Genomic DNA, 14,695 nt, shown 5'->3' on the forward strand with positions numbered 1-14,695 from the left:
CAAGTCGGTTCTTGCTTATGCCTGCTGGGGTTTCTGCATCGCCTGCTCGCGACGCAGAATCTCGCCGGCCAGCGCCAGGTAGCTCACCGCGCCGCGGGATTTGGGATCATAGGTGATCACCGGCGCGCCATGGCTGGGCGCCTCCGCCAGCCGCACGTTGCGCGGGATGATGGTGCGGTAGACCTTGTCGCCGAAGTGGCTGATCAGCTGGTTGGAGACATCGTTGGAGAGGCTGTTGCGCGGGTCGTACATGGTGCGCAACAGGCCGCCGATGTGCAGCTTGGGGTTCAGCACCGAGCGGATTTTCTCGATGGTGTTCATCAGCGACGTGAGCCCCTCCAGGGCGTAGTACTCACACTGGATCGGCACGATCACCGAATCCGCCGCGGTGAGGGCGTTGACGGTGAGCATGTTCAGCGAGGGCGGGCAGTCGATGATGACGTAGTCGTAATCGTCGCGAATCCGGGCCAGGGCGTTGCGCAGGCGGAACTCGCGCATCTTCATGTCCAGCAGCTGGACTTCCGCGGCGGTCAGGTCGCCGTTGGCGGCGATCAGATCGAAGCCGGAGTCCTCCGGCGTGCCCACCAGCGCCTGCTCCATGTCCACGTCGCCCATGAGCACGTCATGGACGGTGTATTCCGGCTCGTACTTGTCCACGCCGGCGCCGCTGGTGGCGTTGCCCTGCGGGTCGATGTCCACCAGCAGCACCTTCTTGCGCGTGGCCGCCAGGGAGGCGGCCAGGTTGACGCTGCTGGTGGTCTTGCCCACCCCGCCTTTCTGGTTGGCAATGGCAAAAACGGTGGTCACTGCGGTCTCCTTATGATCACCAGCACGCGGGTTTCCGCCAGGCCGGGCACGGCCAGGGGTTCCACGCGCGCGGTCCAGCCGGCCGGCAGCTCGGCCAGTTCGCGCTCCACGGCGGTCGCCTTCATGGCCAGAACGCGGGTTTCCGGCGCGATCAAGGGCCCCGTGACCGCCAGCATATCGGGCAGGGCGGCGAAGGCGCGGCTGATAATCTGCGATGGAGCCTTACGGTACTGTTCCACGCGGGCGTGCACAACCTCCACGTTCTCAAGGCCCAGTTCACGCCGGGCCTGGCGCACGAAGCGCGCCTTCTTGCCGTTACCGTCGAGCAGGGTGAAGGCCTGATCCGGGCGGGCGATGGCCAGGGGAATGCCGGGCAAGCCGGCACCGGTGCCCACGTCCAGGGAGGGGCCGGCCTCCAGGTGCGGCAACACCGCCAGGGAGTCGAGCAGGTGGCGGGCGATCATCTCGCCGGGGTCACGCACCGCGGTAAGATTGAACGCCCGGTTCCATTTCACCAGCAAATCCCGATAGGTTAGCAACGCCGTTACCTGATCGTCATCGAGGGTCAGATCCAGCTCGCGCAGGCCGCCGGCCAGGCGGTCCCGGTCGCTCATGCCTGGCGGGCCGTCTGGTGCTGGTGTTTCTTCAGGAAGATCAGCAGCAGGGAAATCGCCGCCGGGGTGACCCCGGGGATCCGGCCCGCCTGTCCAATGGTGGCCGGGCGCACCTCGTTGAGCTTCTGCTTGACCTCGTTGGAGAGCCCCTTCACCACCTGGTAGTCGAAGTCCGCCGGTAACGGCTGGTCCTCGGCGGCCCGCAGCTTGGCGATCTCCGCCTCCTGGCGGTCGATGTAGCCGGCGTATTTGGCGACGATCTCCACCTGTTCGATGACCGCGTCGGCGACCGGCGCCAGGCCGGCGGCCTCGGCCAGGGGGCGGTAGTTCAGCTCCGGCCGCTTGAGCAGGTCCATGAGGTTGTATTCATGGGACAGCGGCTTGTCGAGCAGGGCGTTGACGCGCTCCGCTTCCGGCGTATCGGGACGCACCCAGGTGGCCTTGAGCCGCGCCTGCTCGGTTTCCATGCCCTCGCGCTTGGCGCAATAGGCGGCCCAGCGCTCGTCGTCCACCAGGCCCAGCTCGCGGCCCTGCTCGGTGAGGCGCAGGTCGGCGTTGTCCTCACGCAGCAGCAGGCGGTATTCCGCCCGGCTGGTGAACATCCGGTAGGGTTCCCGGGTGCCCATGGTGATCAGGTCGTCCACCAGCACGCCGATGTAGGCCTCGTCCCGGCGCGGCGTCCAGGGGGCCCGCTCCTGGCTCAGGCGCGCCGCGTTCAGGCCCGCCAGCAGCCCCTGGGCGCCGGCCTCCTCGTAGCCGGTGGTACCGTTGATCTGGCCGGCGAAGAACAGCCCGGGCATGTGCTTGGTCTCCAGGCTGTGCTTCAGGTCCTGGGGATTGAAATAGTCGTACTCGATGGCGTAGCCAGGCCGGGTGATGTGAGCGTTCTCGAAGCCGCGAATGGAGCGCACCGCTTCCATCTGCACATCGAACGGCAAACTGGTGGAAATCCCGTTGGGATAGAGTTCGTGGGTATCCAGCCCCTCCGGCTCGACGAAGATCTGGTGGCTGTTCTTTTCCGGGTAGCGGTTGACCTTGTCCTCGATGGACGGGCAGTAACGCGGCCCGGTGCCTTCGATCACGCCGGTGAACATGGGGCTGCGGTCGAAGCCGGCACGGATGATATCGTGGGTGCGCTCATTGGTGTGGGTAATGAAGCAGCAGGTCTGGCGGGGGTGCTCTTCCACCTTGCCCAGGTAACTCATCACCGGCAGCGGTGCATCGCCCCACTGCTCTTCCATCACCGAGAAATCCACGGTCTTGCCGTCAATGCGCGGCGGCGTGCCGGTCTTCAGGCGGTCGACCCGGAACGGCAACTCACGCAGGCGCCGGGCCAGGGCGTTGGACGGCTGGTCGCCAGCGCGGCCGCCCTGATGGTTGTCCAGGCCCACGTGGATAACGCCACCCAGGAAGGTTCCGGCGGTAAGCACCACGGCGTCGGCGTGGAAACGCAGACCCATGTTGGTGACCGCGCCCACGCAACGACCGTTTTCCACGATCAGATCGTCCACCGACTGCTGGAACAGCGTGAGGTGGGGCTGGTTTTCCAGGATGCCCCGGATCGCCGCCTTGTAGCGGACCCGGTCCGCCTGGGCGCGGGTGGCGCGCACCGCCGGGCCCTTGCGGGCATTGAGCACCCGGAACTGGATACCGCCGCGGTCGGTGGCGCGGGCCATGGCGCCGCCCAGGGCGTCGATCTCGCGTACCAGGTGGCTCTTGCCGATGCCGCCGATGGCCGGGTTGCAGCTCATCTGTCCCAGGGTCTCGATATTGTGGGTGAGCAGCACCGTGTCCACGCCCATGCGGGCCGCCGCCAGGGCCGCCTCGGTGCCGGCATGGCCGCCGCCAATCACGATGACGCCGAATCGATGGGGGTATTCCATGGGGATGCTCTCTCCGCACGCCGGACGCGCGTTTAAAATATGATCAGATCGGGCGCGCTAGTATAATCCGAACACGCCCAATTTAAAGGCTCATCGCGGTAGAAGTGGCTTCACCCGCGATAACCGGCGTCGATGATCGCGGCTGAAGCCACTCCTACCCTTCTTTGCCGCGCCTTTGGGAGCCGGCCGCCACGAACCGGTAGCGTGTCACTGAGAGCCGGGCCGTCTTCCTATATAATAGAAAGCGGTCTTTTTTCTGCCTGATATTCCGGGAGTGCATTTGGAATCACTGAACGTCTTTCTCCTCGTTGGCACCGGCCTGATGTTCGTGGGCCTGCTGCTGGGCACTCTGAGCGCCCGCTTTGGCGTGCCCTCGCTGCTGGTGTTCCTGGTGGTGGGCATGGCCGCCGGCGAGGACGGACTGGGCGGCATTGAGTTCGACGATTTCTCCCTGGCCTACGTGGTCAGCAACATCGCCCTGGCGGTGATTCTCCTGGACGGCGGCCTGCGTACCCGCCTGAGTACCTTCCGGCTGGGCCTGAAGCCGGCGCTGAGCCTGGCTACCCTGGGGGTAGCGCTTTCCGCCGGCCTGGTGGGCGCTTTCGCCACCTGGCTGATCGGCGTGGACTGGCGCCTGGGTCTGCTTCTCGGCGGCATCATCGGCTCCACGGACGCCGCCGCGGTGTTCAATGTGGTGAAGGGCGCCGGCGTCACCCTCAATGAGCGGGTGGCCAGCACCCTGGAGATCGAGTCCGGCCTCAACGACCCCATGGCGATCTTCATCACCCTGATGCTGGTGGGGGTGCTGGTGAACCCGGACATCGGCTTTGGCTGGCCGATGCTGATCACCCTGGTTCAGCAGTTCGGCCTGGGCGTGCTCATGGGCCTGAGCCTGGGCGCCTTGCTCAGCGAAATCCTGCTGCGCGTGCGCAGCAACGAAGGGCTGCATGCCCTTCTGCTGTGCAGCGGCGGCGCCATGGTGTTCGCCACCACCAACCTGGCCGGCGGCAGCGGCTTCCTGGCCATCTACCTGGCCGGTCTGGTGGCCGGCAACCGGCGCGGCGGCACCGGCGACAACGTGCTGCGCTCCATGGATTCCATGGCGTGGCTGGCGCAGTCCGGCATGTTCCTGATGCTGGGGCTATTGGTGACCCCCTCGGAGCTGGGCAAAAGCCTGGTGGACGCCCTGCTGGTGGCGCTGTTCCTGATGCTGGTGGCGCGCCCCATCGCGGTGTGGGCCAGCCTGCTGCCGTTCCGCTTCACCTGGCGCGAAGAACTGTTCATCGCCTGGACCGGCCTGCGCGGCGCGGTGCCCATCGTGCTGGCCGTGTTCCCACTGCTGGCCGGAGTCGGCCAGACTCGCTTGCTGTTCGACATCACCCTGGTGGTGGTGCTGATTTCCCTGCTCGCCCAGGGCGCCAGCCTGCGCTGGGTGGCGCGCCTCCTGAAGGTGTCGGTGCCGGCCACCACGCCGCCCAGGCAGATGGTGCCGCTGGCCGCCTCCGGCGACCGCTACGTGATGCAGTTCGAGGTGGACGCCGGCGCCAAGGCGGAAGGCCAGCGCCTGGGCGCCATCACCACGCCGCGCATCACGCCGCTGCTGATCATCCGCAATCAGGAATTCCGCAATCTGGCCGAGGACCCGGTGATCCAGGCCGGCGATCTGGTCACCTGGCTGGCGCCGCTGGCGGAGAAGGATTACCTCTCGGACATGTGCCACCGGCTGTCCAAGGACGAGAAACGCTATTACGGCGAGTTCTTCCTGCGCGGCAGCGTGCCGGTGGACCAGCTGGTGGCGGTGTACGGCATGGAGAAGGCGGACCCGGCCCTGGAAGGACTCACCGTGGAAGCCCTGTTCGAACGGCACTTTGGCCAGCAGACCGTGGTGGGCGACACCATCCGCCTGAGCGGGCTGAAACTGCGGGCCCGGACCGTGGAAAAGGGCCGCGCCATTCTGATCGGGATCAAGTTGCCGAAATAACCAGCCCCTTGCGCCAATTCGGCCCGGGCCCGCGGACCTGTATGCTGGGGGTTCATTGCAAACCGCAGGAAGCGAATATGGCCCGTTTCGACAACCACCGTGTTCTGATCACCGGCGCCGGCGCGGGCATCGGCCGGATGATGGCCGAGAAGTTCGCCGCCCGGGGCGCCGAGGTGATCGTTACCGCGCGGCGCATCGCCGCCGCCCGCGAGGTGGTGGACCACATCACCAACGCCGGCGGCAACGCCCACGCCTACACCCTGGATGTGAGCAAGATCGCCTCGATCGCCAAATTCCGCGACCAGCTCCACGAGGAGCGCGGGCCGGTGAGCATTCTGGTGAACAACGCCGGGGTGGTGCACGGCGGCGAATTCGAGCAGGTGCCGCTGCAAAACCATCTGGACACCTTCAAGGTCAACGCCGAGGGGCTGATGGCCTGCACCCACGCCTTCATGGACGACCTGCTGGCCGCCGACCGCGCCCACCTGGTGAACATCGCCAGCGCCTCGGCGTTCATCGGCCTGCCCTACGGCAGCACCTACGCCGCCAGCAAGTGGGCAGTGGTGGGCTTCTCCGAATCCCTGCGTCTGGAGCTGGCCGAGCGCGACCAGCACAGGCTGAAGGTCACCACGGTGTGCCCCAGCTACATTTCCACGGGCATGTTCAAGGGCGTGAAGACGCCGCTGTTCTCACCCATGCTCACCCCCAGCGGCGTGGCGGACAGTATTCTGCGCGGCGTGGCCAAGGGCGAGGCGTTCGTGATCGAGCCGCCCATGGCCCGTTCCGTGGAGCTGCTCAAGGGCATTCTGCCCCGGCGGGTCTGGGACCAGGTGGCGAGACGCACCGGCGTATCCACCTCCATGTACGGCTGGAAGGGCAAGGGCGACTGAGGTCGCCCGTTTTTTGTGCACACCCGTTCTCGTAATTCCAAAAAACGCTGATTCACCGTAAAGCCGGCGGCCTCCGCTTCGCCGTCAATGTCAGTCAACGCTCGTTCGCTAATATGCTCGGCATTGTCAATGCGGGCCGGGCGCCCGCGTCCGGAATCGCGGAACGAGAGTGTATTATGCCGACCTATAAGGCCCCCCTGCGCGACATGCGCTTCCTGATCAACGAGGTGTTCGACTACGAGCGCCACTACAAGACCCTGCCCAACGGCGAGGACGCCACCCCGGACATGGTGGAGGCGATCCTCGGCGAGATGGCCAAGCTGTGTGAAAACACCATCGCGCCGTTGTATCAGAGCGGCGACGAGGAAGGCTGCAAGCTGGAAGACGGCCAGGTCACCACGCCAAAGGGCTACAAGGAAGCCTACGACGAATACGTGGCCGGTGGCTGGCAGGGCCTTTCCCACCCGACGGAATTCGGTGGCCAGGGCCTGCCCATGTCCCTGAATCTGTTCAAACAGGAAATGATGGGCGCCGCCAACTGGTCCTTCGCCATGTACCCGGGCCTGTCCCTGGGCGCCATGAACACCATCCAGCTGCACGGCGACGACGAGCAGAAGCAGACCTATCTGACCAAGCTCACCGAGGGCACCTGGGGCGGCACCATGTGCCTCACCGAACCCCAGTGCGGCACCGACCTGGGCCAGGTGAAAACCAAGGCCGAGCCCCAGGACGACGGTTCCTACAAGATCACCGGCACCAAGATCTTCATCTCCTCCGGCGACCACGATCTCACCGAGAACATCGTGCACATCGTGCTGGCCCGCCTGCCGGACGCACCCAAGGGCACCAAGGGCATTTCCCTGTTCATCGTGCCCAAGTACCTGCCCGGCAAGATCGGCGAGGACAACGGCGTGGTCTGTGGTTCCCTGGAAAAGAAAATGGGCATCAAGGCCTCGGCCACCTGCGTGATGAACTTCGACGAAGCCACCGGCTTTCTGATCGGCCCCGCCAACCAGGGCCTGGAGTGCATGTTCACCTTCATGAACTCAGCGCGCATCGGCACCGCCTGTCAGGGCATCGCCCACGCCGAGCTGGCCTATCAGGGCTCGCTGCCCTACGCCAAGGAGCGCCGTTCCATGCGTGCCCTGTCCGGCAAGAAGGACCCGGACGCGGTGGCCGACGCCCTGATCCACCACGGTGACGTACGCCGCATGCTGCTCAAGCAAAAGGCGATCGCCGAAGGTGGCCGGGCGATGATCTATTTCGCCGCCCAGTACGCGGACAACATGATTTCCGGGATGCTGGAAGACGATCAGGAAAAGTACGATCGCTGGGACAGCGACCTGGGCTTCCTGACGCCGATTCTGAAAGGCTTCCTCACCGAAAAAGGCCTGGAAGTGGCCAACGACGCCATGCAAATCTTCGGCGGCCACGGCTACATCAAGGAACACGGCATGGAGCAGATCGTGCGCGACGCGCGGATCGCCACGCTCTATGAAGGCACCACCGGCATTCAGGCCCTCGACCTGTTGGGCCGTAAGGTGCTGTTGTCCAGCCGTGGCAAGTGCGTGCGCGACTTCTCCAAAAAGCTGCTCGACTTCGGCCGCAAGTACCTCACCGACAGCGACCTGCGCCCCTACGCCTGGAAGCTGCTCAAGATCGCCGCGGAATGGAACTACCTGACCACCCGCATCATGCTGGTGGCGGCCAAGGACCGCGACATGGTGAGCACCGCCAGCCACGATTTCCTGATGTATTCCGGCTACGCCATGATGGCGTACTTCTGGGCGCTGCAGGCCAAGGTGGCCCGGGACAAACTGGAAAACGGCGGCAACGAGCCCAAGGAGTTCTACCAGGCCAAGCTGGCCACCGCGGACTTCTTCTTCGAGCGCATGCTGCCCACCGCCAAGGGCCATGCCGAGGGCGCCCTCAAACCCACCAAGAGCACCATGCAGCTGGCGCCGGAACACTTCTCGTTCGACTACGAGTAAACCCGGCTATTCCAGCCAGTCCAGCAGTTCGCCGAGATGGCCGACCACACGGTCGGCCTGATCGGCGAAATGCCCGTTTTTTCCGTTGAGCAGCAACCCCGCCGCCATGCCCGCGTTCCGCGCGGCCCGCAGATCGTAGACGAAATCCCCCACGTACAGGCAGCGTGCCGGCGTCAGCCGCAGCGTATCGGCGATGCGAAGCAGGCCGCCCGGGTCCGGTTTGGGCGGGCAGTCTTCCCGGGTCAGGATCAGGTCCACCGGCAGCCCCAGCACCTGATCGGTGCGCGCCACGGCGGCACGGCTGTTGCGGGTGAGAATGGCGGTGGGCACGCCGCGCCGGTGGAGATCCGCCAGCAGCGCCTGGGCGCCGTCGATCCAGGTGGCCGCCGAGGCGCCGGCCATTTCGTGGCGGTCGATCACCGCCCGGGCCCGGTGGACGTCCGCCGCCGGCAGGGTCTCCAGGTGCTCCAGCAGACCGATGCCGTCCGGGAAGCCCAGCTCCCGGCGCAGGGCGGCGAAATCCAGGCGGGTGTCCACCAGGGTGCCATCGAGGTCGAACAGCAGGGCCTGGAAGCGGCGCGGCGGCATGGGCGTCTCCTTGACGATCAAACGGCGCCCAAGGGTACCGCGCCGCCGCGCAACGGTCAGTGACGACGGCGCAGCAGACCCGCCAGCATCAGCAGCAGGCCATAGCCCAGGCCGCCGCCGTCGCTGTCGTCACCGTCACCGGTGTCATCCCCCGGGTCCGGCTCGCCACCGGCGTCGCCGGACAGGGCCAGATCCACGATCACCGGATCGTGGTCGGAGGCACGCCAGGCGTCAGCGGCGTAATAGAGCCTGTGCTGGTCATCACTCTGATAATCCGGCAGGCCGTAGGAGAACGCCACCGGCTCGTCGGCGTTGGCGTGCCATTCGTGGGCGGCCAGCACCTTGCCATTGAGTGCTTCGGAGGCCAGCGCGTGGTCCAGATAGCCGGCCTCGCCCATGTAGGTGTAGCTGTAGGCGTTCTCGCCCTGGAAGCGCTGGATCAGATCCACCAGACCGGCGTCGCGCAGGGTGGTGATCGGGTCTTCCATGGCGTAGCTGTTCAGATCCCCGGTGATCAGCCGGTTGCCTTCGTCGGCGCCGGTGGGATCGCTCTCCAGCCAGCTCAATAATTGCTCGGCGGCGGCCACCCGCTCCGCGTTCCAGCAGCCTTGCAGGTCGCCCTGCTCGGCGTTCGCGCCGTCGTCCGGGCAGCTGCCCTTGGACTTGAAGTGGTTGACCACCACGGTGACCGCCTCGCCACCGTTGAGCGGGCGGAAGGTCTGCGCCAGGGGCTGGCGGTTGGTGTCGTTGCCGAAGGCGCCGGCGGCGGTGGTGGCGGCGGTGCCGGCCTCGGCCACCGCGTCGCCCCGGTAAATCAGGCCCACGGCGATGGCGTCGTCGCCCAGACGGTCCTGTCCCGGGTCCACGTAGCGCCAGGCCGGCCCCAGAGCGGCGGTAAGTCGCGCCAGGGCGGAATCCGGGCCGTAGCCGTCGTTCTCCACCTCCATGAGCCCCACCACGTCGGCGTCGATGTCCTTAAGCGCGGCCACCAGCTTGGTCTGCTGCCGGGTCAGTTCCTCGGCGTCCCGAGCACCGCGCTCGGTGGGAAACCCGCCACCCTGGCCGTCGCCGTTGAAGTAGTTGAGCACGTTGAAGGCGGCCACTCGCAGGTCGCTGCCGGCTGCGCGGGACGGGGCCGGAGCGCGGGGGTTGGCGGCGATGTCGAACGCCACTTCGCCCACCGGCTGCAGACGCCACTCTTCGAAGCCGTAGGTGAACACCGCCTGGAACGGCCGGGTGCGGTAGCCGGCGCGCACCGTGTTGTCCGCCGCCAGACCGCCGGCCGGGTAGATCACGGTGGCCGGGTTCTGCTCGTTGGAAGCATCGTCCAGCAGCACCTGATTGTGTTCGTTGGCGTCCTTCACCGCCCGGGCCGCCGCGCCGGGTTCGGCGACGTTGGTGGGATTAAACAGGCGGCCGTTGCTCAGGGTCATGCTGCCGTAGCGGGCCAGCTCGTAGTTGTCGCTCACGGTGAGCGGCTGCTCCACGGACACCAGCATGCCTTCCAGGGCCTCCCGGTCGGCCGGGTCGTCGAACGGCAGGGTCAGCGCCACCGGCGACACGGTGAGGCCCTGCTCGCAGACGGCCCGATCGTCGGCGCTGATCTGGGTGAGGCCGTAGTACTCGTCGACGGTCCCGCTCACCCGCACCCGGTCACCGGCGCTCACGTCCGCCTCCGGCTGATAGACGAACAGCCCTTCGGAGGTGGCCGGATCGTTGTCCCGGTGGGCCTCGGTTTCCATCACATAGAAGCCGTCGAAGGCCGGGTACACAGCGGTGACCACCGCCTCGATCACGTGCCCCTCGCCGGTCAGCGGCGAGGCGTCGCCGTCGCCCTGAATGGCGGCGACGCGGGTCACCGGCTCGCCGCAGGCGCCCAGGGGAACCGGCTCGCCACCACCCTCCACGCTGCCAGCGCCAGGGGCGCCGAGTCCGTCCAGGGTGTCCACCGTGTAGCCCTGCCACTGCGCCGACGGATCAAAGGCGTCGTCGATCACGGTATCACCGGCGTTGATGTTGTCCTTGCGACGCAGGGTCCGGTCCCGGGTGCTCAACCCGCCGCCGGTCCAGGCGTCGCCCGGGTCCTCGCCAACCCGGCCGAAGCTGTCCACCACGCCGTTGGCGTCGCGCAGCACATAGGCGTCGTCGCCGTTGTGATTGATGGCGGCGCTGCTCAGGTCCGCCAGGCCGGCGAGCTCGCCCCCGGCCTGGTTGGAGGCGATCACCAGAACCTCGCCGGCGGCCAGCTCCCGGCCGTCCAGGGCCAGGGTGGCGCCCGGCTCGGTGCCGCCGTTGCTGTACAGCGCCAGGGTGTAGCCATCGAGGCTTTCACTGACCTCGCCAGCGTTGTGCAGTTCGATGGCCTTGTTATAGCCGCCGCCTTCGACGTACTCGCTGATCAGAATATTGGCCTGGGCGGCGCTGGCCAGACCCAGCCCCGCCAGCGCCATGATGGTGATTCGCATGACCCTCTCCGTAAACGGTGATCGAAGCACCGTGGCAAGGCCCCGTGACCGAACCGTTGCATCGGGATGGCAGCCTTTTTGCAAGAGTTCACAACGCGAACCGGTGCACATTCCGGCCGGCTCCCGGGCCGGGGCACGGTTACCGGAAAGCACAGTCAGGACCGGGACCGCTCTGCTAAGATGTCCTGGAACGCCAAGGAGATAGCGCGTCCTGTTCCCGAGCGGGACGGCGATAACAAATGAGGATGGCATGAAGACTCTGAGTCCGGTGGATCAGTTGTTCCTGTATCTGGAAAAACGCCAGCAGCCCATGCACGTGGCCGGCCTGCAGCTTTTTTCGTTTCCCGAGGGCGCCGGCCCGAAATACGTCAGCGAGCTGGCCAGCTCGATTCGCGATTACTGTCACCCGGAACCGCCGTTCAACCAGCGTCTGCGACGCCGCATGGGCCAGTGGCACTGGGACGAGGATCGCCAGTTCGACATCGATCACCATTTCCGCCATGAGGCGCTGCCCAAGCCCGGCCGCATTCGTGAGCTGCTATCACTGGTGTCGGCGGAACACTCCAATCTTCTCGACCGGGAACGTCCTCTTTGGGAAGCACACCTGATCGAGGGCATTCGCGGCCGTCAGTTCGCACTCTACACCAAGGTGCACCATTCCATGGTCGACGGCATCTCGGCCATGCGCATGGGCATGCGAGCCCTGTCGCCGGATCCGCAAGAGCGGGACCTGCCGCCGGTGTGGGCCTACAAGCCCAAGAAGCGCGGGCGCGGCCTCAGCAGCCCGGTGGACGCGGTGAGCAGCCTGGCCCGGCTGACCGCCGGCGCCAGCCGCCAGATCGCCACGGTGCCGGCCCTGGCCCGGGAAATCTACCGGGTCACCCAGAAAGCCAAGGACGACCCGGACTTCGTGTCCATCTTCCAGGCCCCGGACACGATCCTCAATCAGTGCATCACCGGCTCCCGGCGTTTCGCGGCGCAGAGCTATTCCCTGCCACGGCTGAAGAAACTGGCCGCCGCCTTCAACTGCACCCTCAACGACGTGGTGCTGAGCATGTGCGGCCATGCCCTGCGCGAATACCTGATCAGCCAGAACGCCCTGCCCAATGCGCCGCTGATCGCCATGGTGCCCATGTCCCTGCGCAAGGACGACAGCGCCGGCGGCAACCAGATCGCCATGATCCTGGCGAATCTGGGCACGCACATTTGCGACCCGGCCAACCGGCTGCGGGTGGTGCAAGCCTCGGTGAGGGAGGCCAAGCAGCGTTTCGCGCAAATGAGCCCGGAGGAAATTCTCAACTTCACCGCCCTGAGCATGGCCCCCACCGGCCTCAATCTGCTCACCGGCCTGGCGCCCAAATGGCGCGCCTTCAACGTGATCATTTCCAACGTGCCCGGGCCCAAGGAACCGCTGTATTGGAACGGCGCCCAGCTGCAGGGCCAGTATCCGGTATCGGTGGTGCTGGACCGCATCGCCCTGAACATGACCCTGACCAGTTACCGGGATCAGATCGAATTCGGGCTGATCGCCTGCCGGCGAACCCTGCCTTCCATGCAGCGGCTTCTCGACTACCTGGAACAGTCCATTGATGACCTGGAGATCGCCGCCGGCCTGCGCTAGGCGGCGGTTTCAGCGGTCACGGACGGGTTACAAAAAAATAGTTGGTGCGGTACGAAAAAGGGTAGTAAAGTCGAATTGCTGCAGATTGTGGCAGTGGCTGGTTTTGGTAGTTGCCTTCCTCCGCGTGAAGCTCAAGAAGTCTCCGAACACCCCCCTCCTGGTTTGCATGCACCACCCTATGAAAAGTTTTGAGGTATAGATTCACATGGCTACTGGTACCGTTAAATGGTTCAACGAGTCCAAGGGTTTTGGTTTCATCTCCCAGGATGACGGTGGCGCGGACGTTTTCGTTCACTTCAGCGCAATCAACGGCTCCGGCTTCCGGACGCTGGCCGAAGGTCAGAAGGTAAGCTTCGACATCCAGCAAGGTCCGAAAGGTCCGCAGGCTGCGAACGTCGTCGCTGAGTAAGGGCCAGCCCTTGCTGGGAAAAGCCCCGCCTCGCGCGGGGCTTTTCATTTCCCGGCCCGGCGTTCACAGAATACCCTGCCCGGCCATGGCGTCCGCCACCCTCAGGTAGCCTGCCAGGTCGGCGCCCACCAGATAGTCCGGCCGCCCGCCGTTGCCGCCGTGCGCCACGCAACACCGGTGAATGCGCGCCATGATCGCCCGAAGCCGCTCGTCCACTTCCTCCTCGGACCAGAATTCCCGGCGGCTGTTCTGGCCCATTTCCAGACCGCTGACGGCCACGCCGCCGGCGTTGGCGGCCTTGCCCGGGCCGAACACCACGCCGCCTTCGCGCAGCCGTTTCACGGCGCCGGCGGTGCACGGCATGTTGGCCCCTTCGGCCACCCAGGCGCAGCCGTTGTCCAACAGTTGGCCGGCGTCATCCTCATCCAGCTCGTTCTGGGTGGCGCAGGGCAAGGCGATGTCGCAACGAAGCCCCCAGGGCCGTTGACCCTCGTGGTAGCACACGCCGTCGAAGCGCTCCGCCAGGTCCGCCACGCGGCCACCGACGGTCTTGATCTCCGCCACCGCCTTGAGCATCGTCTCGGTGAAACCCTCCGGCACTTCCACGGTGCCCTGGGAATCCGACAGGCTGATCACCCGGGCGCCCTGCTCCAGGGCCTTTTCCAAGGCGTGCCGGGCCACGTTGCCGGCGCCGGAGATCGCCACGGTCTTGCCGTCCAGACGGTCGCCGCCCTGCGCCAGCATGTTGCCGAGAAAATAGATCAGCCCGTAACCGGTGGCTTCCACCCGCAACAGGGAGCCGCCGAAGGCGGGCTGCTTGCCGGTGAAGGCGCCGGTATGGGTGCGGCTGAGCTTGCGGTACATGCCGAACAGATAGCCCACCTCCCGGGGCCCCACGCCCATGTCGCCGGCGGGCACGTCGGTGTCCTCGCCCATGTGATGGTGGAACTCGGTCATGAAGGCCTGGCAGAAACGCATGATCTCCGCGTCGCCGCGCCCCTTGGGATCGAAGTCGGCGCCGCCCTTGCCGGCGCCCAGCGGCAGGCCGGTGAGCGCGTTCTTGAAGGTCTGTTCCAAGGCCAGGAAGGACAAGACGTCCAGGTTCACGGAGGGGTGGAACCGCAGACCGCCCTTGTAGGGTCCGAGGGCGCCGTTCATCTGCACGCGGAAGCCCCGGTTCACCCGGGTGTGTCCCTGGTCGTCCACCCAGGGCACGCGGAAGATCATGACCCGCTCCGGCTCCAGCAGACGGGTCATCAGGGCATCGTCGTCGAATGCCGAGCCTTGTTCCGCCAGCGGGCCGGCCACGCTGTCCAGCAGACCGCGCGCCGCCTGATGGAAATGTTCGTGGTGCGGGTCTCTTTGCTTGATGCGTTCCAGTATCGCTTGAGTATCCATGGCGTCCATGAAAACGGAGTCGCCATCAAGGGCAAGTCAGGGACGCTT

11 protein-coding genes are annotated in these 14,695 nt (G+C 66.1%); 5 read left to right on the forward strand and 6 right to left on the reverse strand.

Annotated elements, in window-relative coordinates:
• Nucleotides 1-15 precede the first annotated feature (15 nt).
• The 3 genes from HMJ39_RS16100 to mnmG are packed head-to-tail and all read right to left on the reverse strand — an operon-like array spanning nt 16 to nt 3,304.
• Nucleotides 16-807 carry a ParA family protein gene (locus HMJ39_RS16100; protein ID WP_194298064.1) on the reverse strand — a complete coding sequence of 264 codons (792 nt, stop codon included), beginning with the start codon at nt 805-807 and terminating at the stop codon, nt 16-18.
• Nucleotides 804-1,421: a 16S rRNA (guanine(527)-N(7))-methyltransferase RsmG gene (rsmG, locus tag HMJ39_RS16105; RefSeq protein WP_194298065.1), complete on the reverse strand. Its 618-nt coding sequence runs from the start codon at nt 1,419-1,421 to the stop codon at nt 804-806. Before rsmG ends, HMJ39_RS16100 begins: the two co-directional genes overlap by 4 nt.
• Entirely contained in the window at nt 1,418-3,304 is a 1,887-nt protein-coding gene (mnmG, locus tag HMJ39_RS16110) for a tRNA uridine-5-carboxymethylaminomethyl(34) synthesis enzyme MnmG (RefSeq protein ID WP_194298066.1), read from the reverse strand. Before mnmG ends, rsmG begins: the two co-directional genes overlap by 4 nt.
• A 274-nt stretch (nt 3,305-3,578) precedes the next feature.
• Between mnmG and HMJ39_RS16115 the strand changes: the two genes are divergently transcribed.
• The 3 genes from HMJ39_RS16115 to HMJ39_RS16125 all read left to right on the forward strand — a co-directional run bounded on the left by HMJ39_RS16115 (nt 3,579) and on the right by HMJ39_RS16125 (nt 8,166).
• Nucleotides 3,579-5,285, forward strand: a complete 1,707-nt coding sequence (locus HMJ39_RS16115; RefSeq protein WP_323370922.1) for a potassium/proton antiporter — start codon at nt 3,579-3,581, stop codon at nt 5,283-5,285.
• 77 nt (nt 5,286-5,362) lie between these two features.
• Nucleotides 5,363-6,175, forward strand: coding sequence for an SDR family NAD(P)-dependent oxidoreductase (locus tag HMJ39_RS16120; protein ID WP_194298068.1), 813 nt, complete (start codon nt 5,363-5,365; stop codon nt 6,173-6,175).
• A 176-nt stretch (nt 6,176-6,351) separates the two neighbouring features.
• Complete coding sequence (locus tag HMJ39_RS16125; RefSeq protein ID WP_194298069.1) at nt 6,352-8,166, forward strand: acyl-CoA dehydrogenase C-terminal domain-containing protein; 1,815 nt, start codon at nt 6,352-6,354, stop codon at nt 8,164-8,166.
• A gap of 6 nt (nt 8,167-8,172) precedes the next feature.
• On the opposite strand, the gene HMJ39_RS16130 is transcribed toward HMJ39_RS16125, so the two are convergent.
• On the reverse strand, nt 8,173-8,754 hold the full coding sequence (locus tag HMJ39_RS16130) for an HAD family hydrolase (RefSeq protein WP_194298070.1): 582 nt from the start codon (nt 8,752-8,754) through the stop codon (nt 8,173-8,175).
• Between the two features lie 56 nt (nt 8,755-8,810).
• Nucleotides 8,811-11,219 carry an ExeM/NucH family extracellular endonuclease gene (locus HMJ39_RS16135; RefSeq protein WP_194298071.1) on the reverse strand — a complete coding sequence of 803 codons (2,409 nt, stop codon included), beginning with the start codon at nt 11,217-11,219 and terminating at the stop codon, nt 8,811-8,813.
• A gap of 250 nt (nt 11,220-11,469) precedes the next feature.
• Between HMJ39_RS16135 and HMJ39_RS16140 the strand changes: the two genes are divergently transcribed.
• Nucleotides 11,470-12,840, forward strand: coding sequence for a WS/DGAT/MGAT family O-acyltransferase (locus HMJ39_RS16140; protein WP_194298072.1), 1,371 nt, complete (start codon nt 11,470-11,472; stop codon nt 12,838-12,840).
• A gap of 205 nt (nt 12,841-13,045) precedes the next feature.
• Nucleotides 13,046-13,249, forward strand: coding sequence for a transcription antiterminator/RNA stability regulator CspE (gene cspE / locus HMJ39_RS16145; protein WP_089033873.1), 204 nt, complete (start codon nt 13,046-13,048; stop codon nt 13,247-13,249).
• A gap of 63 nt (nt 13,250-13,312) precedes the next feature.
• On the opposite strand, the gene gdhA is transcribed toward cspE, so the two are convergent.
• The gene (gene gdhA / locus HMJ39_RS16150) at nt 13,313-14,647 is read right to left on the reverse strand and encodes an NADP-specific glutamate dehydrogenase (protein ID WP_194298073.1); all 1,335 of its coding nucleotides are present in this window, start codon (nt 14,645-14,647) and stop codon (nt 13,313-13,315) included.
• Nucleotides 14,648-14,695: the final 48 nt, after the last annotated feature.

The organism is Alloalcanivorax profundimaris, from assembly GCF_015265435.1.
In the GTDB taxonomy this organism is placed as follows: Bacteria; Pseudomonadota; Gammaproteobacteria; order Pseudomonadales; family Alcanivoracaceae; genus Alloalcanivorax; species Alloalcanivorax profundimaris.

Excerpts from the sequence above, each read along its gene's own strand:
- HMJ39_RS16120 (WP_194298068.1), top strand. The coding sequence starts at position 5,363 with ATGGCCCGTTTCGACAACCACCGTGTTCTGATCACCGGCGCCGGCGCG.
- HMJ39_RS16135 (WP_194298071.1), bottom strand. The coding sequence starts at position 11,219 with ATGCGAATCACCATCATGGCGCTGGCGGGGCTGGGTCTGGCCAGCGCC.
- cspE (WP_089033873.1), top strand. The coding sequence starts at position 13,046 with ATGGCTACTGGTACCGTTAAATGGTTCAACGAGTCCAAGGGTTTTGGT.
- rsmG (WP_194298065.1), bottom strand. The coding sequence starts at position 1,421 with ATGAGCGACCGGGACCGCCTGGCCGGCGGCCTGCGCGAGCTGGATCTG.
- HMJ39_RS16130 (WP_194298070.1), bottom strand. The coding sequence starts at position 8,754 with ATGCCGCCGCGCCGCTTCCAGGCCCTGCTGTTCGACCTCGATGGCACC.
- HMJ39_RS16140 (WP_194298072.1), top strand. The coding sequence starts at position 11,470 with ATGAAGACTCTGAGTCCGGTGGATCAGTTGTTCCTGTATCTGGAAAAA.
- gdhA (WP_194298073.1), bottom strand. The coding sequence starts at position 14,647 with ATGGATACTCAAGCGATACTGGAACGCATCAAGCAAAGAGACCCGCAC.
- mnmG (WP_194298066.1), bottom strand. The coding sequence starts at position 3,304 with ATGGAATACCCCCATCGATTCGGCGTCATCGTGATTGGCGGCGGCCAT.
- HMJ39_RS16125 (WP_194298069.1), top strand. The coding sequence starts at position 6,352 with ATGCCGACCTATAAGGCCCCCCTGCGCGACATGCGCTTCCTGATCAAC.